General features: G+C 67.0%; 21 protein-coding genes and 1 pseudogene. 17 read left to right on the forward strand and 5 right to left on the reverse strand.

Features of this window, described 5'->3' with window-relative positions; all coding sequences use genetic code 11:
- Positions 1–20 precede the first annotated feature (20 nt).
- The 3 genes and pseudogenes from ACOJVU_RS04480 (at position 21) to ACOJVU_RS04490 (ending at position 1,935) form a co-directional block, all read left to right on the forward strand.
- Positions 21–919: pseudogene (locus tag ACOJVU_RS04480) on the forward strand (alpha/beta hydrolase).
- A gap of 100 nt (positions 920–1,019) precedes the next feature.
- Positions 1,020–1,484 (forward strand): acyl-CoA thioesterase, encoded by a 465-nt coding sequence (locus tag ACOJVU_RS04485; protein WP_421528675.1) that lies wholly within the window; start codon positions 1,020–1,022, stop codon positions 1,482–1,484.
- A gap of 13 nt (positions 1,485–1,497) precedes the next feature.
- Entirely contained in the window at positions 1,498–1,935 is a 438-nt protein-coding gene (locus ACOJVU_RS04490; RefSeq protein WP_421528676.1) for an SRPBCC family protein, read from the forward strand.
- A 170-nt stretch (positions 1,936–2,105) separates the two neighbouring features.
- Here ACOJVU_RS04490 and ACOJVU_RS04495 read toward each other — a convergent pair whose 3' ends face one another.
- The gene (locus ACOJVU_RS04495) at positions 2,106–3,449 is read right to left on the reverse strand and encodes a PE family protein (RefSeq protein WP_421528677.1); all 1,344 of its coding nucleotides are present in this window, start codon (positions 3,447–3,449) and stop codon (positions 2,106–2,108) included.
- 703 nt (positions 3,450–4,152) lie between these two features.
- Between ACOJVU_RS04495 and ACOJVU_RS04500 the strand changes: the two genes are divergently transcribed.
- Positions 4,153–4,869, forward strand: coding sequence for a spermidine synthase (locus tag ACOJVU_RS04500; RefSeq protein WP_421528678.1), 717 nt, complete (start codon positions 4,153–4,155; stop codon positions 4,867–4,869).
- 168 nt (positions 4,870–5,037) lie between these two features.
- Here the strand turns inward: ACOJVU_RS04500 and ACOJVU_RS04505 are convergent, their stop codons facing one another.
- On the reverse strand, positions 5,038–5,730 hold the full coding sequence (locus tag ACOJVU_RS04505; protein WP_421528679.1) for a GntR family transcriptional regulator: 693 nt from the start codon (positions 5,728–5,730) through the stop codon (positions 5,038–5,040).
- Positions 5,731–5,858: 128 nt separating this feature from the next.
- Here ACOJVU_RS04505 and fadD5 point away from each other — a divergent pair, with 128 nt between their 5' ends.
- From fadD5 to ACOJVU_RS04570, 13 genes are all read left to right on the forward strand, one after another.
- Positions 5,859–7,550, forward strand: a complete 1,692-nt coding sequence (gene fadD5, locus ACOJVU_RS04510; protein ID WP_421528680.1) for a fatty-acid--CoA ligase FadD5 — start codon at positions 5,859–5,861, stop codon at positions 7,548–7,550.
- Positions 7,551–7,822: 272 nt separating this feature from the next.
- Complete coding sequence (locus ACOJVU_RS04515; RefSeq protein WP_421528759.1) at positions 7,823–8,578, forward strand: MlaE family ABC transporter permease; 756 nt, start codon at positions 7,823–7,825, stop codon at positions 8,576–8,578.
- A gap of 1 nt (position 8,579) precedes the next feature.
- Positions 8,580–9,449, forward strand: coding sequence for an MlaE family ABC transporter permease (locus ACOJVU_RS04520; RefSeq protein WP_421528681.1), 870 nt, complete (start codon positions 8,580–8,582; stop codon positions 9,447–9,449).
- Positions 9,450–9,454: 5 nt separating this feature from the next.
- Positions 9,455–10,756 (forward strand): MCE family protein, encoded by a 1,302-nt coding sequence (locus ACOJVU_RS04525; RefSeq protein WP_421528682.1) that lies wholly within the window; start codon positions 9,455–9,457, stop codon positions 10,754–10,756.
- Complete coding sequence (locus tag ACOJVU_RS04530) at positions 10,753–11,793, forward strand: virulence factor Mce family protein (RefSeq protein WP_421528683.1); 1,041 nt, start codon at positions 10,753–10,755, stop codon at positions 11,791–11,793. The genes ACOJVU_RS04525 and ACOJVU_RS04530 overlap by 4 nt, the downstream gene beginning before the upstream one ends.
- The gene (locus tag ACOJVU_RS04535) at positions 11,790–13,355 is read left to right on the forward strand and encodes an MCE family protein (RefSeq protein ID WP_421528684.1); all 1,566 of its coding nucleotides are present in this window, start codon (positions 11,790–11,792) and stop codon (positions 13,353–13,355) included. The genes ACOJVU_RS04530 and ACOJVU_RS04535 overlap by 4 nt, the downstream gene beginning before the upstream one ends.
- Positions 13,352–14,926 (forward strand): virulence factor Mce family protein, encoded by a 1,575-nt coding sequence (locus tag ACOJVU_RS04540; RefSeq protein WP_421528685.1) that lies wholly within the window; start codon positions 13,352–13,354, stop codon positions 14,924–14,926. The genes ACOJVU_RS04535 and ACOJVU_RS04540 overlap by 4 nt, the downstream gene beginning before the upstream one ends.
- A gap of 62 nt (positions 14,927–14,988) precedes the next feature.
- Complete coding sequence (locus tag ACOJVU_RS04545) at positions 14,989–16,149, forward strand: virulence factor Mce family protein (RefSeq protein ID WP_421528686.1); 1,161 nt, start codon at positions 14,989–14,991, stop codon at positions 16,147–16,149.
- Complete coding sequence (locus ACOJVU_RS04550; RefSeq protein ID WP_421528687.1) at positions 16,143–17,693, forward strand: virulence factor Mce family protein; 1,551 nt, start codon at positions 16,143–16,145, stop codon at positions 17,691–17,693. Before ACOJVU_RS04545 ends, ACOJVU_RS04550 begins: the two co-directional genes overlap by 7 nt.
- Positions 17,663–18,364: an Mce protein gene (locus ACOJVU_RS04555; RefSeq protein ID WP_421528688.1), complete on the forward strand. Its 702-nt coding sequence runs from the start codon at positions 17,663–17,665 to the stop codon at positions 18,362–18,364. Before ACOJVU_RS04550 ends, ACOJVU_RS04555 begins: the two co-directional genes overlap by 31 nt.
- Positions 18,361–19,317, forward strand: a complete 957-nt coding sequence (locus ACOJVU_RS04560) for an RDD family protein (protein WP_421528689.1) — start codon at positions 18,361–18,363, stop codon at positions 19,315–19,317. Before ACOJVU_RS04555 ends, ACOJVU_RS04560 begins: the two co-directional genes overlap by 4 nt.
- On the forward strand, positions 19,314–19,868 hold the full coding sequence (locus tag ACOJVU_RS04565) for a mammalian cell entry protein (protein WP_421528690.1): 555 nt from the start codon (positions 19,314–19,316) through the stop codon (positions 19,866–19,868). Before ACOJVU_RS04560 ends, ACOJVU_RS04565 begins: the two co-directional genes overlap by 4 nt.
- Positions 19,835–20,521 (forward strand): hypothetical protein, encoded by a 687-nt coding sequence (locus tag ACOJVU_RS04570; protein WP_421528691.1) that lies wholly within the window; start codon positions 19,835–19,837, stop codon positions 20,519–20,521. Before ACOJVU_RS04565 ends, ACOJVU_RS04570 begins: the two co-directional genes overlap by 34 nt.
- Before the next feature lie 15 nt (positions 20,522–20,536).
- On the opposite strand, the gene ACOJVU_RS04575 is transcribed toward ACOJVU_RS04570, so the two are convergent.
- The 3 genes from ACOJVU_RS04575 to ACOJVU_RS04585 all read right to left on the reverse strand — a co-directional run bounded on the left by ACOJVU_RS04575 (position 20,537) and on the right by ACOJVU_RS04585 (position 24,658).
- Positions 20,537–21,670: a phosphodiester glycosidase family protein gene (locus ACOJVU_RS04575; protein WP_421528692.1), complete on the reverse strand. Its 1,134-nt coding sequence runs from the start codon at positions 21,668–21,670 to the stop codon at positions 20,537–20,539.
- A 56-nt stretch (positions 21,671–21,726) separates the two neighbouring features.
- On the reverse strand, positions 21,727–23,133 hold the full coding sequence (locus ACOJVU_RS04580) for a DUF3533 domain-containing protein (protein ID WP_421528693.1): 1,407 nt from the start codon (positions 23,131–23,133) through the stop codon (positions 21,727–21,729).
- Between the two features lie 124 nt (positions 23,134–23,257).
- Entirely contained in the window at positions 23,258–24,658 is a 1,401-nt protein-coding gene (locus ACOJVU_RS04585; RefSeq protein ID WP_421528694.1) for an alpha/beta hydrolase domain-containing protein, read from the reverse strand.
- Positions 24,659–24,682: the final 24 nt, after the last annotated feature.

The following is a 24,682-nucleotide window of genomic DNA, read 5'->3' on the forward strand; positions in this document are numbered from 1 at the left end:
TCAGCGGGCGGGGCGTCCCGATGACGGAATTGGCCGGGGCCGATCGGCTCGACCCCGCCCTGCGTGCCGTCGCCACCACGCGTACTGATTTCTCCCCGTTCGCAATCGAACTCATCCGCGAGCCGTTCAACCAGCGGCGCCGCCTGGCCGCCGAGCTGACCGATGCGCGGGGCGTCCAGGTCGTCGACTGTCACGCCGGAGGCTTCGCGCTGGGCAACCTGGACACCGACCACCGCCAGTGTCTGGAACTCGCCCGTCGCGGCAGCTGCACGGTGGTCTCGGTGGACTACCGGCTGGCCCCGGAGCACCCCTACCCAGCCGCCTTCGACGACGCGAGCGCCGTGCTGCGCTGGGTCGCAAACGATGCTGCGCGACTCGGCGTCGACCCGGCGCGCCTGGCGGTCGCCGGCAGCAGCGCCGGGGCCACTCTGGCCGCCTGCCCGGCGCACGGCGCGGCCGACGGGTCGCTGCCGCCGGTCGCGTTCCAGCTGCTGCACCAGCCGGTGCTGGACGACCGATCGACGGCCTCCAAAGCCGAGTTCACCACGAGCCCGGCCTTCGACAGCGAGGCCGCCGACCTGATGTGGCGCCACTATCTGGGCCCGGCCACCGGTACGGTGGTCTGGCGCCGGCGGTGATCACCTGCGCGGAGATCGACCCGTTCCGCGACGAGGCCGTCGACTACGCGCCGACGCTGCTGCGCGCCGGAGTCTCGGCCGAGTTGCACGTGTTTCCGCGCACCTGCCACGGCTGCGACTCGCTGCTGCCCGACTGGGCGGTCTCCGAGTTTCTGTTCGCGCTGCAGGGGCACTCCTTGTCCACTGCACTGCGCTGCGCGGCGCTGCGGGGCCGGCGCGGTGACCCTCGCGCAGGACCCAAGCCTCTGCGCGGGCGTGACGGCCGGCGCAGCAATCGGTGACTACGGTGCGCACCGACGACGGCCACCGCCTCGACGAGTCGCACGCCGAACCGGTCGCGCCCCTGCGCCCGAGGTGGCGGCGCCGTGCTGGAATCAACCCATGGCAATTCCGCCCGCACCGGAGGGGCTCACCAGCGACGACTTCCCGGTGTTGTGGCCGGTGGGCACCCGGTGGGCCGACAACGACATGTTCGGCCACCTCAACAACGCGGTCTACTACCAGCTTTTCGACACCGCGATCAACGCCTGGATCAACACCAGCACCGGCCTCGACCCGATCACCACGCCCGCGCTGGGCATCGTCGCCGAGTCGGGCTGCCGCTACCTGTCCGAGCTGGCCTTCCCCGAAAGCCTGGCGGTAGGCGTGGCGGTGACGCGGCTCGGCAACAGCAGCGTCACCTACCGGTTGGGGTTGTTCCGAACGGACAACGGTCAAGGAGATGCCCGGCCGATCACTGCGCTGGGCCACTGGGTGCACGTCTACGTCGACCGGGACACCCGCAAGCCGGTGCCGATTCCCGACCCGATCCGCGCGCTGCTGTCGACGGCCCATGTGGGCCAATAGATATGCTTTGTCCATGCCAGTTCTGAGCAAGACGGTCGAAGTCGGCGCCGGCGCCGCGGCGATCATGGCCATCGTCGGCGATTTCGAGCGGTACCCGGAGTGGAACGAGGGAATCCGGGGCCTGTGGGTGCTCGCCCGCTACGACGATGGGCGGCCCAGCCAGCTGCGGCTCGACACCGAGGTGCAGGGCATGGAGAGCACCTTCATCCAGGCTGTCTACTATCCGGGGGAGAACCAGATCCAGACGGTGCTGCAGCAGGGTGACCTCTTCTCCAAGCAGGAGCAGCTGTTCAGCGTGGTGGAGACCGGGGCGTCGAGCCTGCTGACGGTCGACATGGACGTCGAGACCTCGATGCCGATCCCCGTGCCCATGGTCAAGCAACTGCTCAACACCGTCCTCGACCATCTCGCCGACAACCTCAAGCAGCGCGCCGAACAACTGTCCGCTTGATCTCGAATTCTTGGATGAGCTGCGATGGTCGGGACAGTGTGCCTGGTTTGGGTGGCTACTGGAGGCTTCTGATTTAGTCGCTGACGCATCAATATCATCCTCCTGTTTTCGTGTAGATGATGATTTGGCGTCCGGTTTGCTTGCCCAACTCGATTGCTTGGATAACTGAGTCAGAGTGATCGCGCCAGTGACCCTTCGAACCCCATCAGCACGGACACACCCGTCACCTGTGTCTGCGATATCGGGAAGTTCAATCCTGGATCGAGCACCGGGCTGAACGGATATTGACCCATCGGGTAATAGGTCGACGGCAGCAATCCAAGGTCGACGAGCGCCGCGGTCGGGCCCTGGATCGCTCCGTGCGCCAACGCCGGCAGGATCGCGCCCGGGTTCGGTATCTCGAACAGAGATGCCGGTGTCGGGAGGTTGGCGTACTCCCCCGATCCGTACCCCATATCGACGATCACGCGCAGGTCAGGCTGTAGCAGGTCAGCGATCGCGTTGCCGTACGGCGACGGCAGCCAGCGAAGCGGTTGAACGAGAGGCAAGTTCTGCGTGAGCGCCATGAAGTACTGCGTATTTCCGGAGTAGCCGGGTGATGTCGGTAGGGCCAACGCATTTGCCCCAGAGAGAGGCGAGAGCCCCGAATAATCGTGAGTTCCCAGTGCGATGCCAGCTAGTGCGTTGGCGTCCGACACCAGGTTCAGAGGGTACTGCGGGAAGTCGGCAACTCCGTCGTACTGGTTGGTGAAGATCCATGTTGAGTACGGCGAGTTCGGTGGCGTCGCACCGTTCAGTGGGATCCCCAAACCGGGGATGTAGCCGCCGGTGAATCGCTCGGCGAGACCGCCGACGGGATTGTTCGGATTCCCCGCGAGGATGAATGACAGCTGGTGAGTGTCCGGAGCTCCGGCCGCCATCAGCGATCTGATCTCCTCGGTTGCGATCATCGCCGACTGCGAGTTGCCGAACACCACGGCGTGCTGTCCCGTGCTGAGTGGAGCCGCAAGCGCCGATTGGAGATCGGCGAGGCCGATCGCGATCGACCGATCAAGCGGCATCGACCCGAACAGCGGTGTCAGTTGCTCGGGGGTAGGGAGCCCCACTGGCGTAGCCCCAGGAAAGTAGGGCTGGATGAACATTCGATCCACTTCGGCGAGATATGCCGGTGTGGGATTCGGCAGCGCGGTTGGGCCCATGATGAATGCGATCTGGTTCGATCCACCCATCGCTGCGGCCGACGTCAGTTCGGTCTGCTGGTACGTGTCGCCGGCGGCGGAGAGCGCCCGAATGAACTGCTGATGCCGCTCATCTGCTGTCTGTGCGAGTTGCTGGTACCACTGCCCGTGTGCGTTGAACAGTGCAGTGAGCGCGGTGCTGACTTCGTCAGCCGCTGAAGGCAGCAGCTGTGTCGTATGCAAAGCTGCCAGATCGGCCGCAGCGCGGAGATTACCGCGCACCGCGGTGAGAGTTTCCGCTGCGGCTTCAATCTCGGCGGGGTCGACAGTGGTCATGCCCGGACTCGTTTCGGCTCTTCTGCCATAGTCGCGGGTCCGTGACCAGGGGTTTTGGGCTCCAACGCCGTGTTCTGCCTACGTTTTGGACTGTTGATCGGGTTGAAGACGGAAGGGATGTACGGCGTCGGGCAAATCCAGGGTATTCGCGAGGGTCCTCGGTCAGACTGCATCTCCTACATGAAACGCCGCTGCGGTTTCGACCGCATCCTGCTCGACGGACTCACCGGCGCGCGAACCTCGTGCGGGTTCGGCGTGCTCACCCACAACAGCGTCAAGATCGCCCACCTGATTCAAGCCCACCACGCCGGCGCCGCCGGTCACCTCAACGACCGGGCCGTCCGCCCAACCGGCGCCGCGGCATCCCCGGCTCACCGGCACGGTTCCGGCCCCACAGCGACAGGACCACCGAGCCAGCCGCAGCTCGACCTCGATACCGAGTATCCACCCGATTTCCCGCTCTCCCAGTCGACATCGGTACTCCCAGACCGGATCCTCCCACACGGGAGGGCCCCGGACAGTAGCCGGAACGACTCAGAGAGCGGGAAACCGAGGCATAGTGCGACCGCGCTTTGACCCGCACTCCAGGCCGGCGCGAGCTTATTTCGGGGCGAAGTGACCACGAAGTGTTGCAACCATCCCCCTGCACCCAAGCGGAATTCCGCCACCGGGATCGCTTTCACGCTCGGCTATCATCGCGTCGATGACCCCACGCTTCGTGGAATTGGGCTGGCAGCAGACGCCGATGGGTGTGATCAGCTTGCGGCGCCGATTCGACCTGACGGTGCGTGCCGACGTCTACGAGGTCAAGCTCGACGACGAGTATGTGATGTCCAGCCTCTTCACCGTCGCCGAAAGCGAGCTGGCACGGCTGGGACTGGCAAGGACGCCGGGGCTGGGTTTGGACGTGATCATCGGAGGGCTCGGGCTTGGTTACACCGCGCGAGAAGCTCTGAAGTGCAACCGGATTCACACAGTCACGGTCATCGAATACTCCGATGCCGTCATCGACTGGCACGAGCGCGATCTGCTCCCGGATACAGCCGGTCTGGCCACCGACCCCCGCGTCTCGCTCGTGTGCGCGGACTTCTTCGCGGCCGCGACAGGTTCGGTGGGCTTCGATCCGCAGCAGCCGGGCCGAACCTATGACGCGATCCTGCTCGACATCGACCACTCGCCCCGCCACGTCTTGCACCAACCGCACGCAGCCTTCTACACCCACGACGGCCTACAAGCCGCATCCGCTCATCTCGCCCCCGGCGGCACGTTCGCCATGTGGTCCGACGATGCACCGGACGACGACTTCCGCTCCGTCCTCCACACCGTCTTCACCGACGTCGACGCCCAGCAGATCTGGTTCGACAACCCCCTTACCCGGGGCCAGTCGGCCGCCACCATCTACCTCGCGACCCGATCGTGACGGCCTGAACCCACGTGCACCGGAAGTGCCTTTCCGACCTCGGGCGATCACTGCGTCAAGGCCATCAATCAGCACAGCTCGAGGGGCGCTTTTCCTGATCCGGACGCCCTACGGACAGCTACTTCATCGGTGGATCGAGGCCTACGGCCATCCACGGTGAAATCCGGGTCAGGCGAAGATCCCGGCGCGCTCCAGCATGTCGGTGAGCCGCTGCGCGGCGTCGGTGAACTGCCGCACGGTGTACTCGACGGCGGCGGCGGCGTCGCGGCGGCGCAGCGCGGCGATCAGCATCCGGTGGTTGTCGACCGCGGCCGCGCCCCACTCCGGGTCGCCCGCGTACACCCGCGCCGGCATGTAGCGCCCGGCGTTCAGCAGGAACCAGGCCAGTTTGATCCGGCCGCCGGCCTGGTTGAAGACGCGGTGAAACGCGAACTCGATGTCGGCGATCGCCTCGGCGTCCGCGGACTCCACGGCCGCCGCCAGGGCGTGGTTGGTGCACTCGAGCTCGTCGATCTGGGCGTCGGTGATGCGCTCGGTGGCCGCGGCCGCCAGCTCCCTGGCGATCGTCTCCTGCAGCCAGAAGATGTCCTGGATGTCCTGGCGGGTCAGCGGCAGCACGACATGGCCGCGGTGCGGCTCCAGCTGCACCATGCCCTCGCCGCGCAGCTTGAGCAGGGCCTCCCGCACCGGCGTGACGCTGACCCCGAGCTCGGCCGCGGTGTCGTCCAGGCGGATGAACGTTCCCGGGCGCAGCGTCCCCGACATGATCGCCGCACGCAGGTGGCCCGCCACCTCGTCGGACAACTGCGCCCGGCGCAGCGGCCGCCGTTTCCTCGGCCGGATCGATAGCGGAGCGTTCACGCGGGTTGCCAGGGCTTTCGGAGCTTGTCAGGGGGGCCGTCGAGGCCATACTGTGACCTACACAACACCATGTTTAATCAAATATCAAACCTGCGCACGCGATGCGAGGGTGAAGGGGAAGGCATCAGTTGACCGCGCAATCGGCCGGCCAGCGGACAGCGACTGCACAGTCCCGGAAATCGGCGCCACAACAGCCCTACGGGGAACAGTCCTACGGGGAACAGCCCTACCGGGCCCGCAGGCATCACTGGGTCAACCAGCTCGAGCGACACGCGCTGATGCAGCCGGACGCGACCGCGCTGCGCTTCCTCGGCGGGACGGTGACGTGGAAGGAACTGCACCGCCGGGTTTCGGCCCTGGCCGATGCGCTGAGTCGTAGGGGAGTCGGCTTCGGCGACAGGGTCATGGTCCTGATGCTCAACCGCGTGGAGTTCGTCGAGTCGGTGCTGGCGGCCCACATGCTCGGGGCCATCGCCGTCCCACTGAACTTTCGCCTCACCCCCTCCGAGGTCGCCTGCCTGGTCGCGGACTGCCAAGCGCGGGTGGTCGTCACCGAGTCGGTGCTGGCTCCGGTGGCCGCCGCGGTGTGCCGCAGCCAGCCGCTGCTGGAGACGATGGTGGTCGCCGGCGGCGCCACCGAAGGCGACGGGCTGGGATACGAAGACCTCATCGGCGAGACCGGCGCCTCCCACCAGCCGGTGGACGTCCCGACCGAGTCGCCGGCGCTGATCATGTACACCTCGGGCACCACCGGCCGCCCCAAAGGCGCCGTGCTGACCCACGCCAACCTGACCGGCCAGGCGATGACCGGCCTGTACACGATGGGAGCCAGCATCAACGACGATGTCGGCTTCATCGGCGTCCCGTTCTTCCACATCGCCGGAATCGGCAACATGCTGACCGGGATGCTGCTGGGCACGCCGACGGTGATCTATCCGCTCGGCGCCTTCGAGCCCGGACAGCTGCTCGACGTTCTGGAGGCAGAAAAGGTCACCGGCATCTTCCTGGTCCCGGCGCAGTGGCAGGCCGTGTGCGCCGAGCAGCGGGCCCGACCCCGCGACCTGAGGTTACGGGTGATCTCCTGGGGTGCCGCGCCGGCGCCGGACGCGCTGCTGCGGGAGATGTCGGCGACCTTCCCCGGGGCCCAGATCCTGGCCGCGTTCGGCCAGACCGAGATGTCGCCGGTGACATGCATGCTGCTGGGCGAGGACGCGATCCGCAAGCGCGGCTCGGTCGGCAAGGTGATCCCGACGGTGGCGGCCCGCGTCGTCGACGAGAACATGAACGACGTTCCCGTCGGCGAGGTCGGCGAGATCGTCTACCGGGCGCCCACGCTGATGAGCGGCTACTGGAACAACCCGCAGGCGACTGCCGAGGCGTTCGCGGGCGGCTGGTTTCATTCCGGGGACCTGGTGCGCATGGACTCCGACGGCTACGTCTGGGTCGTCGACCGCAAGAAGGACATGATCATCTCCGGCGGCGAGAACATCTACTGCGCCGAGGTGGAGAACGTCCTGGCGAGTCACGAGCGCATCGTCGAGGTCGCCGTCGTCGGCCGGGCCCACGAGAAGTGGGGCGAGGTGCCGATCGCGGTTGTGGCCATCAGCGGTGAGCAGCTGCGGCTCGAGGAGCTCGACGAGTTCCTGACCGAACGGCTGGCGCGCTACAAGCATCCCAAGGCGCTCGAGATCGTCGAGGCGTTGCCGCGCAATCCCGCCGGCAAGGTGCTCAAGAACGAATTGCGGATCCGCTACGGGGCTCTGGACAGTTCTCAAAAGCATTCCGCGACAAACGATTCCATCGACACCGAGGGCGGTTGACGGAAACTGTAACGTTTACCCACCGTCAACGAAGGGTTAATTGTGCCGATGCGGTTCACACGTGCATGGCCATCGGGTACATTCCTGTGGTCCTGGTTACTGCTCGTGCGTAGCCGGGCGGTTGTCACACAAGTCGGGCGGCAAGGAGGGGGCGTGCGGCACGATCACCTTGGATCCCTTCGGCCGGGCGCGACCGGCGTGAGGGGCTCGCGGTGACGTCGACGTCGACCAGTCGGCGCGGCCCTCACCTGGCCGGCTATCTGCGCGACCAGATGCAGGGGCCGCTGACGGTGATCGGCGGATTCTTCCGGATGTGCGTGCTGACCGGGAAGGCGTTGGGCCGCTGGCCGTTCCAGTGGCGGGAGTTCTTTCTGCAGTGCTGGTTCATCATGAGGGTGGCATTCCTGCCGACCATCATGGTCTCGATCCCGCTGACCGTGCTGCTCATCTTCACCCTCAATGTCCTGCTGATCCAGTTCGGTGCCGCCGATCTGTCCGGTTCGGTCGCGGCGATCGGCGCGGTCACGCAGCTGGGGCCGCTGACCACGGTGCTGGTGGTGGCCGGCGCCGGGTCGACGGCGATCTGCGCGGACCTGGGCGCACGCACCATTCGCGAGGAGATCGACGCGATGGAAGTGCTGGGCATCGACCCCATCCACCGGCTGGTGGTGCCCCGGGTGATCGCCGCCACCCTGGTCGCCACGTTGCTGAACGGGCTGGTGATCACAGTCGGGCTCGTCGGGGGATACCTGTTCGGGGTCTACCTGCAGAACGTGTCCGGCGGTGCGTACCTGGCCACGCTGACGGTGATCACCGGCCTGCCCGAGGTGGTCATCGCGACGGTCAAGGCGGCCATGTTCGGGTTGATCGCCGGGCTGGTCGGGTGTTACCGGGGTTTGACGGTCCGCGGCGGCTCCAAGGGCCTGGGCACCGCGGTCAACGAGACGGTGGTGTTGTGCGTGGTCGCGTTGTACGCGGTCAACGTGGTGCTGACCACGATCGGTGTGCGGTTCGGGACGGGGCACTGACGTGACGACTTCTGGTGTGGTGCGCTCCCGCTTCCCGCGGGCGGTGGAAAACCTCGACCGCTACGGCGGCGCGGCGGGCCGCGCGCTCGACGACATCGGCAGGATGGGCTGGTTCGGGGCGGTGGCCATCGGGCAGATTCCCCATGCGCTGCGCAACTACCGCAAGGAAACGCTGCGGCTGATCGCCCAGATCGGAATGGGCACCGGCGCAATGGCCGTCGTCGGCGGCACCGTCGCGATCGTCGGGTTCGTGACACTGTCGGGCAGTTCGCTGGTCGCCATCCAGGGTTTCGCGTCGCTGGGAAACATCGGCGTCGAGGCGTTCACGGGGTTCTTCGCCGCACTGATCAACGTGCGTATCGCGGCCCCGGTGGTGACCGGCATCGCGATGGCGGCCACGGTGGGCGCGGGAGCGACCGCCGAGCTGGGCGCGATGCGCATCAGCGAGGAGATCGACGCCCTGGAAGTGATGGGCATCAAGTCGATCTCGTTCTTGGCGACGACGCGGATCATGGCCGGGCTGGTCGTGATCATCCCGCTCTACTCGCTGTCGATGATCATGTCATTTTTGTCCCCGCAGATCACCACGACGATGTTCTACGGGCAGTCCTATGGCACCTACGACCACTATTTCCGCACGTTTCTGCGCCCCGATGACGTCTTCTGGTCATTTTTGGAGGCCATCATCATCACCGCGATCGTGATGATCACGCACTGCTTCTACGGGTATGAAGCCGGCGGCGGGCCCGTGGGCGTCGGCGAGGCCGTCGGCCGTTCGATGCGCTTCTCGCTGGTCTCGGTGCAAGTTGTCGTGTTGTCGGCCGCGCTGGCGCTCTACGGCGTCAACCCCAACTTCGCGCTGACGGTGTAGCTGCCATGACAGTCCAGATCAACAAGCAGCACAAGCCGCCCTACAAATCGGCCGGCCTCGCGGTGGTGGTCGCTCTCGCAGTGATTTTCGCGTTGGTGTACGGGCAGTTCCGGGGTGATTTCACGCCGAAGGCGAAGTTGACGATGCTGGCGTCGCGGGCGGGGCTGGTGATGGACCCGGGCTCGAAGGTCACCTACAACGGGGTCGAGATCGGCCGGGTGGCCGACATCGTCGAGACGCAGCGCGACGGCAGGCCCGCGGCGAAGTTCACCCTGGACGTCGAACCGAAGTACCTGCATCTGATCCCGGCCAACGTGACCGCCAACGTCGAGGCGACCACGGTGTTCGGCGGCAAGTACGTGTCGCTGACGGCGCCGAAGAATCCCACGGCGCAACGGATCACGCCGTCGACGGTGATCGACGCGCGCAGTGTGACGACCGAGATCAACACGTTGTTCCAGACGATCACCTCGATCGCGCAGCGGGTGGATCCGGTGAAGCTGAACCTGACGCTGAGTGCGGCCGCCGAGGCATTGTCGGGGCTGGGGGACAAGTTCGGGCAGTCGATCGTCAACGGCAACGCGGTGCTCGACGACGTGAACCCGCAGATGCCCCAGATCCGCTCGAACATAAGACAGTTGGCAAACTTGGGTGACACCTATGCCGACGCCTCGCCGGACTTGTTCGACTTCCTCGACAACGCGGTGATCACCTCGCGCACCCTCAACGCGCAGCAGAAGGACCTGGATGCGGCGTTGTTGTCGGCGGCGGGGATGGGCAACACCGGTGCGGAACTGTTCGACAAGGGCGGTCCGTATCTGGCGCGCGGCGCCAAGGACCTGGTGCCCACCGCGCAGCTGCTGGACACCTACAGCCCCGAGATCTACTGCGGCCTGCGTAATTATCACGACATCGAACCCAAGGTCGCATCGTTCCTCGGCGGCAACGGCTACTCGCAGAACACCCACACCGAGGCTCTGTCCGGGCTGGGGCTGGTGCTCAATCCGCTGTCGCTGGTCGCCTCCGCCGCGCTGACGATGGGACTGGGCGGCATCGCCGGTGTGGTCGGCGGGGCGCCCAACCCCTACATGTATCCGGAGAACCTGCCGCGGGTGAACGCCCACGGCGGCCCGGGTGGTGCCCCGGGGTGCTGGCAGCAGATCACCCGCGACCTGTGGCCGGCGCCCGAGCTCGTCGTCGACACCGGCAACAGCCTCGCGCCGTACAACCACCTCGACACCGGGTCGCCGTATGCGATCGAGTATGTCTGGGGCCGCCAGGTAGGGGATAACACGATCAACCCATGAAAATCACCGGTACGCTCATCCGACTCGGCATCTTCTCGGCGGTGCTGCTGCTGTTCACCGTGATGATCATCGTGGTGTTCGGCCAGATGCGCTTCGACCGTACCAATGGGTATTCGGCCGAGTTCAGCAACGTCAGCGGGCTGCGCCCCGGCCAGTTCGTCCGGGCCTCCGGAGTGGAGGTCGGCAAGGTCAGCGCGGTGCATCTGGTCGACGGCGGCAAGCGGGCACGGGTCGACTTCGCCGTGCAGCGCGGCCTGCCGCTGTACCAGTCCACCACCGCACAGATCCGCTACCTGAACCTGATCGGTGACCGCTACCTGGAACTGGGCCGCGGCGAGGGGGAGGGCGCCGACAAGGTGCTCCCACCGGGCGGGTTCATCCCGCTGTCGCGCACCTCGCCTGCGCTGGACCTCGACGCGCTGATCGGCGGATTCAAGCCGCTGTTCCGATCGTTGGACCCGGAGAAGGTCAACACCATCGCCACCACGCTGATCACGGTGTTCCAGGGTCAGGGCGGCACGATCAACGACATCCTGGATCACACCGCGCAACTGACCGCCCAACTCGGCGAACGCGACCAGGCGATCGGCGAGGTCGTCAAGAACCTCAACATCGTCCTGGACACGACGGTCCGGCACCGCAAACAATTCGACCAGACGATCGACAAACTCGAGGTGCTGATCACCGGGCTCAACGACCACCGTCAGCAGTTGGCCGACGGGATCGCGCACATCAGCAACGCCGCCGGGACGGTGGCCGACCTGTTGGCCGAGGATCGCGTTCTGCTGCACAAGAACCTCAATTACCTGGACGCGGTGCAGCAGCCGCTCATCGACCAGCGCGAGGCCTTGAACGATTACCTCCACAAGGTGCCGACCGCGTTGAACATGATCGGACGCGCCATCGGCTCTTACGGGGACTTCGTGAACTATTACGCCTGCGACATCACCGTCAAGCTCAACGGTTTGCAGCCTGGTGGTCCGGTCCGCACGGTCCGGCTCTTCCAGCAGCCGACGGGGAGGTGCACTCCGCAATGAGGACACTGGAACCGGCCAACCGGCCCCGGATCGGCTTGATGGGCATCCTGGTGATGCTGCTCGTCCTCGGCGTGGCCCAGAGCTTCACCAGTGTTCCGATGCTCTTCGCCAAACCCAGCTACTACGGGCAGTTCTCCGACTCCGGGGGCATCAGCACCGGCGACAAGGTCCGCATCGCGGGCATGAATGTCGGCCGGGTGGAGGGCCTCGAGATCGACGGCGACCACGTGCTCATGAAGTTCTCGATCGGGACCCACACGATCGGCACCGAGAGCCGGCTGGCTGTCAAGACCGACACGATCCTGGGCAAGAAGGTGCTGGAGATCGAGACGCGGGGTTCGGCGCGGCTGCGGCCCGGGGCCACCCTGCCGATCGGCCAGAGCACCACCCCGTACCAGATCTACGACGCATTTTTCGATGTCACCAAGGCCGCCTCCGGGTGGGACATCGACGCGGTCAAGCAGTCGCTGCACGTGCTGTCGCACACCATCGACCAGACCTACCCCCACCTGAGTGCCGCGCTGGACGGGGTGGCCAAGTTCTCCGACACCCTCGGAAAGCGCGACGAGCAGATCAAACATCTACTGGCCCAGTCCAATCAGGTGGCCGCCGTGCTGGGGGACCGTAGCGAACAGGTCGATCGGGCGTTGGTCAACGCCAAGGCCCTGCTGGCGGCCTTCAACGAACGCGGCCAGGCCATCGACGCCCTGTTGGCCAACGTCGCCGCGTTCTCGCAGCAGATCAAGGGATTCATCGACGACAACCCGAACCTCAACCACCTGTTCGAACAATTACATCAACTCAGCGACATCCTGGTGCAGCGCAAAGACGACATCGCCGAAGGGCTTACCGAGGTCGGCAAGTTCCTTCCGTCGTTGAACGAGGCCGTCGCGTCGGGACCATTTTTCAAGGTGGTCCTGCACAACCTGGCCCTGTATCAAATCGTTCAGCCCTGGGTCGACGCGGCGTTCAAGAAGCGCGGCATCGACCCGGAGAACTTCTGGCGCAGCGCGGGATTGCCGGCCTACCGATTCCCCGACCCGAACGGCACCCGATTCCCCAACGGCGCGCCGCCACCGGCGCCCCCGGTCCTGGAGGGGACGCCGGAGCACCCCGGACCGGCCGTACCGCCCGGGTCGCCGTGCTCGTACGCGCCGGCCGCCGACGCGCTGCCCCGGCCCGACAACCCGCTGCCCTGCCTCGGCGCCATCAGCGGGCCGTTCGGTGGCCCGGGCTTCCTTGCGCCGATCGACGTGCAGACCTCGCCGCCGAACCCGGACGGCCTGCCGCCCACGCCGGGCATCCCGATCGCCGGGCGGCCGGGCGACCCACCGCCGGACGTGCCGGGCACCCCGGTGCCGCTGCCGACGCAGGCACCGCCGGGCGCGCGCACCGAGCAACTCGCGCCGGCCGGACCGACGCCGCCCCCCTCGACATTCGCACCGGGATTGCCGCCGGGGCCCGCGGCACCGGCCGGGCCCGGTGAGCAGCTACCGGCGCCGTTCATCAACCCGGGCGGGACCGGCGGCAGCGGCGCAGCCGGGGGAGGTAGCCAGAATTGAGCACCATCTTTGACATCCGCAACCTGCGACTGCCCACCTTGTCGCGGGCGTCGGTGATCATCGGGTCGCTGGTGGTGGCGCTGGCCTTGTTCGGAGGCTACGTCGCCATCCGGCTGTACGAGAAGCTGACCACCAACACGGTGGTGGCCTATTTCCCGGCGGCCAACGCGCTGTACCCGGGTGACAAGGTCCAGATCATGGGCCTGCGGGTCGGGCAGATCGACAAGATCGAACCGGCCGGCGACAAGATGAAGGTGACCTTCCACTACGAGAACAAGTACAAGGTTCCCGCCAACGCCTCCGCGGTGATCCTCAACCCCACTTTGGTGGCGTCACGCTCCCTGCAATTGGAGCCGCCGTACAAGGGCGGCCCGGTGCTGGCCGACAACGCCGTGATCCCGGAGAACCGCACCCAGGTGCCGGTGGAGTGGGACCAGCTGCGCAACAGCATCACCGACATCGTGTCCAAGCTGGGCCCCACCAAGGAGCAGCCGACGGGGCCGTTCGGCGAGGTGATCACGGCCTACGCCGACGGGCTGGCCGGCAAGGGCAAACAGTTCAACACGACGCTCAACAGCCTTTCGCAGGCGTTGACCGCACTCAACGAGGGTCGCGGCGACTTCTTTGCGGTAGTGCACAGCCTGGCGCTGTTCGTCAACGCGCTGCACGCCGACGACCAGCAGTTCGTTGCGCTGAACCAGAACCTGGCCGATTTCACCACCCGGCTTACGAGTTCCGACGGGGCCCTGGCCAATGCCGTGCAGCAGTTCGACGGCTTGTTGTCCACGGTGCGCCCGTTCCTGGAAAAGAACCGGCAGGTGTTCGTCCAGGACATCGCCAACCTGCAGACCACGACAAACACTGTGCTGCAACCGGATTCCCTCAACGGGCTGGAGACCTTCCTCCACGTCGGTCCGACCGCGCTGTCGAACGTCAACCAGGTGTACCACCCGTCGCACGGTTCGGTGGTGGCCATCACCGCGATCACCAACTTCGCCAACCCGATGCAGTTCATCTGCAGCGCGATCCAGGCGGGCAGCCGGCTGGGATATCAGGATTCCGCCGAACTCTGTGCGCAATACCTCGCGCCGATCCTGGACGCGATCAAGTTCAACTACCCGCCGTTCGGGGTGAATCTGTTCAGCACCGCCGAGGTGCTGCCCAAGGAGGTCGCCTACTCCGAGCCGCGCCTGCAGCCGCCCAACGGGTACAAGGACACCACCGTGCCGGGTATCTGGGTGCCCGATACGCCCACGTCGCACCGCAACACCCAGCCGGGCTGGATCGTGGCCCCGGGGATGCAAGGGCAACAGGTGGGTCCGGTCACCGCTGGTTTGATGACTCCGGAATCGCTGGCCGAACTCATGGGTGGCCCCGACATCGAGCCGGTCCAGTCGAACCTGCAAACCCCGCCGGGGCCGCCGAACGCCTACGACGAGAACCCGATAGCTCCCGTCATCGGCCAGATCCCGCCACAGGTTCCCATCCCGCCGCCGCCACCGGGCCCGGGCGTCATACCTGGTCCCGTCGCACCGACACCGGCGCCCATAGCCGCAGGGCTGGGCCAATGAGGGTAAAGATGAGCGCGTTGCGCGCGAAGAGTGGACCAAATAATCGGACCGAGCGGGTAACGATGAGCGCGTTGCGCGCGATCCGCCGCCGCTGCGGGCAGGGACTGGCGCTCGGCGTGGTCGCGGTGCTGGTCAGTTCGTGTGGTTGGAGAGGGATTTCCAATGTGGAGATCCCGGGCGGTGTGGGCACGGGGGCGAATTCCTACACCATTTTCGTGCAGGTGCCCAACACGTTGGCGATCAACGGCAACAGCAAGGTGATGGTCGCCGACGTCTACGTGGGTTCCATCCGCGCGATCCAGCTGAAGAACTGGGTGGCCACCCTGACGCTGGGCATCGACAAGAACGTCAGACTGCCCAGGAACACCACCGCCAAGATCGGCCAGACGTCCCTGCTGGGCTCCCAGCACGTGGAGCTGGCGGCACCGCCGCATCCGTCGACGCAGCTGCTCACCGACGGCGACACCATCCCGCTCAAGCACTCGTCGGCGTTTCCCACCACCGAACAGACCCTGGCCAGCCTCGCGCTGATCCTGCGGGGTGGCGGCATCCCGAACCTGGAGGTGCTGCAGAACGAGGTGTACAACATCCTCAACGGGCGCGGCGACGAGATTCGTTCGTTCCTGGGCAAGCTGGACACCTTCATCACCCAGCTCGACGAACAGCGCCACGACATCACCCACGCGATCGACTCGACCAACCGTTTGCTGACCTACGTGGGCGGACGAGCCGACGTCCTCGACCGGGTGCTGACCGACGTCTCGCCGCTGCTCGAGCATTTCGCCGCCACCAAGGACCTGCTCATCAACGCCACCGATGCGATAGGGCGGCTCAGCCAATCCGCCGACCAGTACCTCTCGGAGGCGCGCGGGCCGCTGCACACCGACCTGCAGGCGCTGCAGTGCCCGCTCAAGGAGCTGGGACGGGGCTCGCCGTTTTTGATCGGCGCGCTGAAATTGATCTTCACCCAGCCGTTCGACATCGACACCGTGCCGAACATCTTCCGCGGTGACTACCTCAACATCTCGCTGACGCTGGACCTGACCTACAGCGCCATCGACAACGCCTTCCTCACCGGCACCGGACTGTCGGGCGCATTGCGCGCGCTCGAGCAATCGTTCGGACACGACCCGGAGACGATGATCCCCGACGTCCGCTACACCCCGAACCCCAACGACGCGCCCGGTGGTCCGCTGGTGGAGAGGGGAGACCGGAATTGCTGACCTCCTTCGTCAAACGCCAGCTCGTCGCGTTCGCGATCTTGACGGTGATCTCAATGCTGGTCCTGGGCGTCTACTACCTGCAGATCCCGAGCCTGGTCGGTATCGGCCGCTACACCCTCCAAGCGGACCTGCCCGCCTCGGGGGGGTTGTATCCCACGGCCAACGTCACCTATCGCGGGGTCACGATCGGGACGGTCACCGATGTCGCACCCACCGAGCGGGGCGCCCACGCGACGATGAGCATCGACAGTCGCTACAAGATCCCGGCCGACGTCACGGCGAACGTGCACTCGGTGTCGGCGGTTGGCGAGCAGTACCTGGACCTGGTGTCGGCAGGTCGACCCGGCAAGTACCTCTCGCCCGGGCAGACGATCACCAAGGGCACGGTGCCCGCGGCCATCGGGCCGGCGCTCGACACCGCCTACAAGGGCCTGGCCGCGCTGCCCCAGGGCAAGATCAGCCAACTACTCGACGAGACAGCGCAATCCGTCGGTGGTTTGGGCCCGGCGTTGCAGCGGCTGGTCGACGCCACCCAGGCGATCGTCGGGGACTTCAACACCAATGTCGCCGACGTCAACGACATCGTCCAGAACTCAGGGCCGTTGCTCGACAGCCAGGTCAAGTCCGGGGACGCGATCCAGCGCTGGGCGCATAATCTGAACAGATTGGCCGCGCAGACGGCCCAGCAGGATCAGACCGTCAAGAGTGTGTTGCGCCAGGCGGCGCCGACCGCCGATCAGGTCAACGAGATCTTCGGCGACGTCCGGGACTCGCTGCCCCAGACGCTGGCCAACCTGGAGGTCGTGTTCGACCTGCTCAAGCGCTACCACGCCGGCGTGGAGCAGGTGCTGGTGTTGCTGCCGCAGGGCGCCTCGGCCGCCCAGACGGTCGCCGCGCCGAACCCGAACATGGCCGACCTGGACCTCGCGCTGTCGATCAACCAGCCGCCGCCGTGCCTGACCGGGTTCATCCCCGCCTCGCAGTGGCGTTCACCGGCGGACACCAGCCTGGTACCCCTGCCGTCGGGCACCTACTGCAAGATTCCCATGGACACGCCGGCCAACAGCGTGCGCGGGTCGCGCAACATTCCCTGTGTGGACGTGCCCGGCAAGCGCGCCGCCACACCGCGAGAATGCCGCGACCCCAAGCCGTACGTCCCGGCGGGCACCAACCCCTGGTACGGCGAGCCCAACCAGATCCTGACCTGCCCGGCGCCCGGGGCGCGGTGCGACCAGCCGGTCAAACCGGGCATGGTGATCCCGGCGCCGTCGGTCAACAACGGCCGCAACCCTGCGCCGTCGGACCAGGTCTCGGGCACGCCCCCGGCCACCAGTGACCCGCTGACGCGGCCCGGGACCGGTTCGGTGGAATGCAACGGGCAGCAGCCCAACCCGTGCGTCTACACTCCGGGCGGGCCTCCCACCGCGGTCTACAGCCCCCAGAGCGGCGAACTGGTGGGGCCCGACGGGGTCAGGTATTCCGTCGAAAACTCGACCAAAACAGGAGACGACGGATGGAAGGAGATGCTGGCGCCAGCCGGTTGAACCCCATCGACGCGGATGATTCGTTGCGCACCCAGGACATGACCGGGGGCCTCCCGGAATCCGAGGCGTCCGCTGTTCCCGAGGCTTCCGCAGCTTCTGACACCGATCAGGGGGACCCGGGCGCGAGGTCCGCGGATGCGGGGGAGGCCTTCGATGCAGGGGTTCGGCGCGGACCGTCGCGGCTGGGGCGTGGCTGGGCGGTAGGCATCGTGGCGGTGCTGCTACTGGGCGCCGGCGCCGTCGGTGCCGGCGGTTACCTCGCGCAGCATTTTCATCGGGAAGCCCTGGCCGTTGCCCGCAACGACGCCGCGGCGCTGCAGGCGGCGGTGGAGTGTGTGTCGGCGACCCAGGCGCCGGACCCGAACGCGATGGCGGCGAGCGAGCAGAAGATCATCGACTGCGGCACCGGCGCCTTTCGCGCGCAGGCCGTCTTGTACACGAGCATGCTGGTGCAGGCCTATCAGGCCGCGAACGTCCACGTGCAGGTGTCCGACGTGCGGGCGGCGGTCGAGCGCAACAACGACGACGGCTCGGTCGATGTGCTGGTCGCGTTGCGCGTCAAGTTCGCCACCGACGAGACGCAGAACGAAACCGGCTACCGGTTGCGGGCCGAGATGGCCCTGTCCGACGGACAGTACAAGATCTCCAAACTCGACCAGGTGACCAAGTGACGGTGGTGGTCGAGGAAACTCCCACTACGGAAGTCTCACCGCCGGGCGCTCTGGCGCGGTGGCACCTCCGCGCCTGTGCGCTCGCGCTGGACGTCGTCCCGGGCGCTGCGGTGACGACGACGTCGGCACTGGTGGCATTGACGGTCCGGCAACATCCGGTGTGGTGGTGGCTGTGGGTGTCCGTCGGTGGGCTGGCGATCCTGTGGGTGCTGGTGAATCGGTGGGTGCTGCCGGCCGTCACCGGCTCGAGCCCGGGCCGCGGTGTGTGCGGGATTTCGGTGCGGCGCCGCGACGGCGGCGCACCGGGCGCGTGGGGGTTGTTGCTGCGGGACCTGGCCCATCTGCTCGACGTGGCTTCGGTGGTGGGATGGCTCTGGCCGCTGTGGGATTCCGGGCGCCGCACGTTCGCCGACATGGTGTTGCGCACCGACGTGCGCTCTGCCGAAACGGACCGTCGCACGATGCGGCGGTGGACCGCGGGGGCGTTGCTCACCGCGGCGGCGGTCTGCGTCGCGGGCTCGGCGGCCGGCTATGCGCTGGTCTATTCCCGCGAACGCGCGACCGATCAGACCGTCGCGCAACTCGCGATACAGGGGCCGACGATCGTTACGCAGATGCTGACCTACGACCCGAAATCGCTCGACGACGACTTCGCGCGCGCCCGATCGCTGGCCACCGACAGCTACCGGGGCACGCTGGCCACGCAGCAGGAGGTCGTGGCGAAGGGCCACCCCGTCATCAACGAATACTGGGTGACCGACAGTTCGATCCAGTCGGCGAGCCCGGATCGGGCCACGATGCTGCTGTTCCTGCAGGGTCGCCGCGGCGCGAGCCCGAACGAGCGCTACATCACCGCGAGCGTTCGGGTGCGTTTCGCCAAACGCGGGGCCGACTGGCGCGTCGACGACCTCACCGTGCTGACCAAACCCAAATCGGGCGGGGGTGAAAAGTGAGTCCGCGAAGGAGGTTTCAGTCCGGCGAGGCGCCGCTGCTGGTCACGCGATCGGTACCGGGCCCAAGGCCGCGAGGCTTACCGCTGATCGCCGCGGCCGCCGCGTTGGTGATGGCGGCGGCGATCGCGGTGTGCAGCCTGATGCTCGCCTCTCACGAACACCACGAGCGCGTCGCGTCCAGAGACCGTGCGGCGCTCGGCTACGTGACCGGCTTCATGACGCAGTTCACCTCCATCGATCCTTTTCACGCCAACGACTACGTGACACGGATACTGGCCGAGGCGACCGGGGACTTCGCCAAGCAGTTCCGGGCGAACGCGAACAGCATCCTGCTGCAGTTGGCCCGCGCCGAACCGGCCACGGGCACCGTGCTGGACGCCGGCGTGGAACGCTGGAACGACGACGGCAGCGCCAGCGTGATGGTGGCGACCGCGGTGACATCCAAGTCGGCGGACGAGAAGCAAGTGGTCGAGAACACCAACCGTTGGATGGCAACCGCGACGCAGGAAGGAAATCAGTGGAAGATCAGCAACCTGGCACAGGTGATCTGACCGCCGCTGCGGGCGCTGCGGGCGGCGACGTCACCGCCGATGCGGCGCCACCGGACGTGACCGAGCCCGCCGTCCCGGACGAGAGCGCCGACGGCACCGCGACGGCCCCCGAACACGGCTCCGCCCGGACCAGGCGTCCGGCCGGAACGCGCCTCGCCGTCGCTTTTGCCGTCGCGGCGTCGTTGTTCGTGGGATCTGCGGCGTTCGCCGGCGCGGCGGTGCAGCCCTACCTGGTCGACCGCGCCACCGCCGCGACGAAGCTCCGCGTGGCGCGGACCGCGGCCAATGCGATCACCACGCTGTGGACCTACACACCGGAGAACATGAACACCCTCGCCGATCGCGCAGCGGGCTATCTCAGCGGCGACTTCGAAGCCCAGTACCGCAAATTCGTCGACTCGATCGTGGCCCCCAACAAGCAGGCCAAGGTCACCAACAGCACCGAGGTCACCGGCGCGGCGGTCGAATCGCTGGATGGGCCCAACGCCGTCGTCATCGTCTACACGAACACGTCGTCGACCAGTCCGCTGACCAAGAACGTCCCCGCGCTGAAGTACCTGTCCTATCGGTTGTTCATGAAACGCTCCGACGGGCGCTGGCTGGTGACCAGGATGACGACCATCACCTCGCTGGATCTGACGCCGCACGTCTGACGGGGCGGCCGCGCATCAGTTGAACGCCAGCCAGCTGGGCAGTGCCCGCTCGTGCGAGTCGCACAGCACCTGCCGGGTGTCGCAGGAGCCGCGCGGCGAACCCGCCCCGGCCCACATGCCCCCGGTGTCACGTCGCAGCACGATGGCCGACGAGCCGCCGCCGTCGAGCAGCACCGCCGACTCGCTGCCCAGACCGCGGAACAGGTCCTGCATGTTGTCGGGGGTGTAGCTACCCCCCTCGAAGACGTACATCTCGTCCTTCTGGCGCGCGTAGGCCAGCGCCGTGCGCGCCGCACTGGGGCCGCCGTCGTTCAACTGCCCGGTGTTGCCGGGGGCCAGCAAGCCGATCCCCGACACCGCGACGAACCTCGCGTTCTTGTCGAGCAGGTCGGCGACCACCGGGGTTGCGGCGTCATAGTCCTGTTTGGATTTGGGCCACACGACATACGGCGCGCCGCCGGTGGGCATGATCATCGTCGTCAGCGCGCTCCACGCCTCCCCCCCGCCCGACAGGCCCTGTTTGCCCGGGTACACGGCGGTGCCGGTGACGGACTGGTTGGCCCGCCCCTGCCCGTGCGTGTTGTCCACGAAGGCGCCCAGCGGCGAGCTGCAGCCGGTGTGTCGCCACGACCCCGACAACTGCGGCCGCACGTCGAAGAAGTTCGCGTTGACCGCGATCGTCGGCTGCCCCATACGCTGCCAGGCGTTCAGCGGCGTATACAACTCGGACGCCTGCCACAGCCCCTCGTGCGTGCGGGCACCCGGTTTGTGTTCACAGCGCGCCTGCACACCCCGGTGGGTGTCGACCAGCAGATGCGGTGCAAGCCGCGCGGACGCGTTCTTGATGATCATCAGGTGTCCGCCGTTGCCCATCTCGTACCACCTGCCGGCGGCGTTGAGCATCGGCGCGGGGTGGCCGCCGCCGAAGTTGTAGACCAGGTAGGTGCCCTTGGTGGCGTTGATCGCGTTGGCCAGCTGATCGCGCCCGTCTGCAGCGTTCGCCACGGGTTGGCCCGTGGTGGCAGCGGCCAGGGCGTAAGCGACCGCGGCGGTGCCCAAGACCGCCAGTCGGCGCAGGACGCCCGTCAGTGTCGGCACGGTAGCCCTTTCGGCTCTGAGGTGAACGTCAGCTCTGCCAGCATTGTGCACACCCGTCACACTGTCAACATAAGTCACGTGCGGGTGACGTTTGCGTCGCGTGCCAATTACGTTTGCCCGCTTGAGCTTTCGGCCACGTCTTCGGCCGCGGTGCCCAAGGGGTTCTCGTGCTTGCCCCCGCCCGCCCGTTGGCGCGCCTGATGCTGGGTCTGGTGGTCGACGGCGATCGCCATCTCGGTCGCTCCGTGGATACGGTGGAAACCCTTGCGGTCGTAGAAATAGGTGACGACGCCGCCCAGCAGAACGCCGATGACAAGGCCGATGGACGTCATCCACAATGCCTGGGACAAGCCGGCATCCAGATCACCGTTGAGATACAGCAGCGAACGCGCGCCCAGGAACACCTGGTGCATCGGTTCGAACTCGGCCAGCCAGCGAAACAGCGGTGGCACCGCTTCCAGTGGGACCGTGGCGCCTGCCGACGGCAGCCCGAAGAACACGAAGATCAACAGGCTCACCAGGAGGCCGACGGAGCCCAGCGCCGAGAGCAGAGAAGCCGACGTGACACCCACCGCGGCGATCGCGAACGCCCCGTAGGCCCACAGCTGCCAGCCGAGGTCGATGGGCATGCCGAGCCAGTCGGCGATCGCCAGGTAAGCCGCCGAGACGAGCAGCGCCAGCATCACCATGATGCCCCATTTCAGCAGCAGCGTATGGAATCGTGAGATGTGGACGTGGTCGGCGAAGCGATACACCGGGCCGAATTCGGCCGGCACGTAACCGAGTAGCGTGTCCACCAGTGCACTGACCACGATGCTGCCCGTGAAACCCGCCAGGAGCAGCAATAGCGAGTAGTAGAACGCCGACAGTCCGTTTCCGGTGCCGTTCGGCAGCGGACGGTACACCGTCGCTTTGATGTCGATGGGGGTGGCGAGCCCGACCGCCGCCGCCCCGGTCAGCGGGTTTCCCTCGGCCTGGGCCGCGACATCCTGGGTAAGCCGCTGGCCCACTTGACCTTCCACGATGGCCATCGCCATGTCCAGAGTCTGGTGAGCGATACTGGCTCCCAGCGTGCCTGCCCGCGGATTGGTCGCGATCGTGATCACCGGCCGGCTCGCCCGGGTCGGTGTGATCGCACTTGCACCGTACTCGCGCAGGCTCGATGAGAAGGTCGGCGGTATCACGACCTCGCCGTACAGCTGGGCTCTGTCCAGCAGCAGCATGGCCTCTTGCTTGGACATCACCCGAATGTCGAACTTCTGGCTGTCCAGGCCCGCAACCAGACCGTCGGCAATCCGCGCGCCCGCAGGGCCGGCGTCCTCATTGACCACCGCGATGGGGAAGTGCCGCAGGTTGGTCCTCGGGTTCAGGATCCCGCCGAGGTACAGCGCGCACAGCGCCGACATCAGGGCCAGCGTGATGAGTAGCGGCGCCGCCCAGAACCGTAGGGTCCGAATCGCGGTGACGTTCCGGGTGGAGTTCGGCGCCGCGTGCCGCGGCTGCGGTTGAGACATGTCGGCTCCCGTCCGTCATGCCCACTCTAGGTCAGGCCACTGCGATGGTGAGCGGTTGCTGCGCATCGCGCAGTGTGCCGTCCAGCATCGCCGGCGTCAGCCCGGTCAGGCGGCTGCTCCTGTTCTAATCCGGATACGTCGTGGCGGCCAGCCGCAGGATCTCTTCGCGGTCGGCGGCCAGGACGAACCCCGAGCCGATCGCGCTGTCCAGCGCGGCGGTGAAGCTCTCGAGGTACTGGCCGGCCCCGCCCGGGTACAGCCGTCGCAGCGTCGCGGAGTCGAACCGCTCCCCCGAGCCGAAGAGCGCCGACATGACGCTGTCCTGGCCACCGACCCCGGAGGTCCGCGCGGTCGGCACGTCCACCCAGGGGGTCCTGACGCCGCCGAGCGCGAGCCCGTTGGAATCCAGAACAGCGGCAGGAGAGCCGGTGTCGTCGACCTCGATGGGTGGGGCTTGCGGTGCCGGCCGGCCGGTCCGCACCCACGTGTGCAACGCGTCGAGCGCCGCCTGAACGACGTAATGGTGTTGCGGCGCGAAGTTGATGTCATGCCCCAGTTGTCGGCCCATCAGCGTGCTGGTGGGGGCATAAGCCCGCACGAGGTCGTCGAGCGGCGCGCTGCCGCTGTCGATGGGCGCCACCTGGATCGTGTAGTTGTCGGCATGGGCGGCACCGGGGATCTCCCAGACCCGCAGCCGCTCGTTGCCGGGCTGGCGCGCGAAGTAGTAGCCGTGCCGCGCGCCGCCGAAAAGATCGGTCTCGGTGATGATCACGACGAGCGGGACGCGCAGATCGCGGCGGAACCGGACGGCATCGGGCCCTGCGGATTCCTCGAAGATCGAGGCGCCGTCCAGTGGCGCGGCGGGCCCGAACCGCGAGTGCACCAGAAAGCCGTCGTAGGCGCGGGCGAGCGGGTCCACGGCGTTGACATAGGTTGTCAGAAACATGGCCGACTGGGACTCACCCACCGCGATCACGTGGCGTGCGCCGAGCCCCCTCAACACGCCGTCGGCGCCGTTGTCGGAGAGGAGTCCGGCAACGTGGGAGAAGATGTCGTACGAGAAGGCGTCGCCGGGGTGGCACAGGGACGCGTAGCGCCGCGGATCCTGTTTTTTCAGCGACAGGTCCGCACCCAGCAGGCCGCCACCGCCCTCGACCCCCACCCGCTGGGCCGACACCGCGACGTAGCCATATCCCGCCCGCACGATTTCGCGGTGCGCCATCATCCACACGGCAGGCGCGTCGATGCCGCCGCTCACATTGAGCCATTCGACCAGCACCGTCCCGTTGAACCGGGCCCGCTCGGCCGGCGTCACCACCACCATCCGGGTGGTGTAATCCGCTGTCGCGCCCGCAGTTACGCTCCACCGGCCATCCGGACCCAGCGGAGCGGCCGGAACGTAGCCGCACGCCGTCCCGGAGACGAAGAACTCCTCTGCCACACAGCCGACGTCGCCGAGGCCGAAGGCCCCCAACAGCAACAGCGGCTCACCGGGCACGGGCGTCGCGTAGGGCGAATCGGTCATCGGTGCTCCGGTTTCAGGGTGAAG

The sequence above is a fragment of the Mycobacterium sp. THU-M104 genome, assembly GCF_049197365.1.
Taxonomy (GTDB): Bacteria; Actinomycetota; Actinomycetes; order Mycobacteriales; family Mycobacteriaceae; genus Mycobacterium.

What these genes read in the sequence shown, in the direction of transcription:
- ACOJVU_RS04485 (WP_421528675.1), top strand. Translation starts at nt 1,020, where the DNA reads ATGGCAATTCCGCCCGCACCGGAGGGGCTCACCAGCGACGACTTCCCG.
- ACOJVU_RS04490 (WP_421528676.1), top strand. Translation starts at nt 1,498, where the DNA reads ATGCCAGTTCTGAGCAAGACGGTCGAAGTCGGCGCCGGCGCCGCGGCG.
- ACOJVU_RS04495 (WP_421528677.1), bottom strand. Translation starts at nt 3,449, where the DNA reads ATGACCACTGTCGACCCCGCCGAGATTGAAGCCGCAGCGGAAACTCTC.
- ACOJVU_RS04500 (WP_421528678.1), top strand. Translation starts at nt 4,153, where the DNA reads ATGACCCCACGCTTCGTGGAATTGGGCTGGCAGCAGACGCCGATGGGT.
- ACOJVU_RS04515 (WP_421528759.1), top strand. Translation starts at nt 7,823, where the DNA reads ATGCAGGGGCCGCTGACGGTGATCGGCGGATTCTTCCGGATGTGCGTG.
- ACOJVU_RS04525 (WP_421528682.1), top strand. Translation starts at nt 9,455, where the DNA reads ATGACAGTCCAGATCAACAAGCAGCACAAGCCGCCCTACAAATCGGCC.
- ACOJVU_RS04530 (WP_421528683.1), top strand. Translation starts at nt 10,753, where the DNA reads ATGAAAATCACCGGTACGCTCATCCGACTCGGCATCTTCTCGGCGGTG.
- ACOJVU_RS04535 (WP_421528684.1), top strand. Translation starts at nt 11,790, where the DNA reads ATGAGGACACTGGAACCGGCCAACCGGCCCCGGATCGGCTTGATGGGC.
- ACOJVU_RS04545 (WP_421528686.1), top strand. Translation starts at nt 14,989, where the DNA reads ATGAGCGCGTTGCGCGCGATCCGCCGCCGCTGCGGGCAGGGACTGGCG.
- ACOJVU_RS04555 (WP_421528688.1), top strand. Translation starts at nt 17,663, where the DNA reads ATGGAAGGAGATGCTGGCGCCAGCCGGTTGAACCCCATCGACGCGGAT.
- ACOJVU_RS04580 (WP_421528693.1), bottom strand. Translation starts at nt 23,133, where the DNA reads ATGTCTCAACCGCAGCCGCGGCACGCGGCGCCGAACTCCACCCGGAAC.
- ACOJVU_RS04585 (WP_421528694.1), bottom strand. Translation starts at nt 24,658, where the DNA reads ATGACCGATTCGCCCTACGCGACGCCCGTGCCCGGTGAGCCGCTGTTG.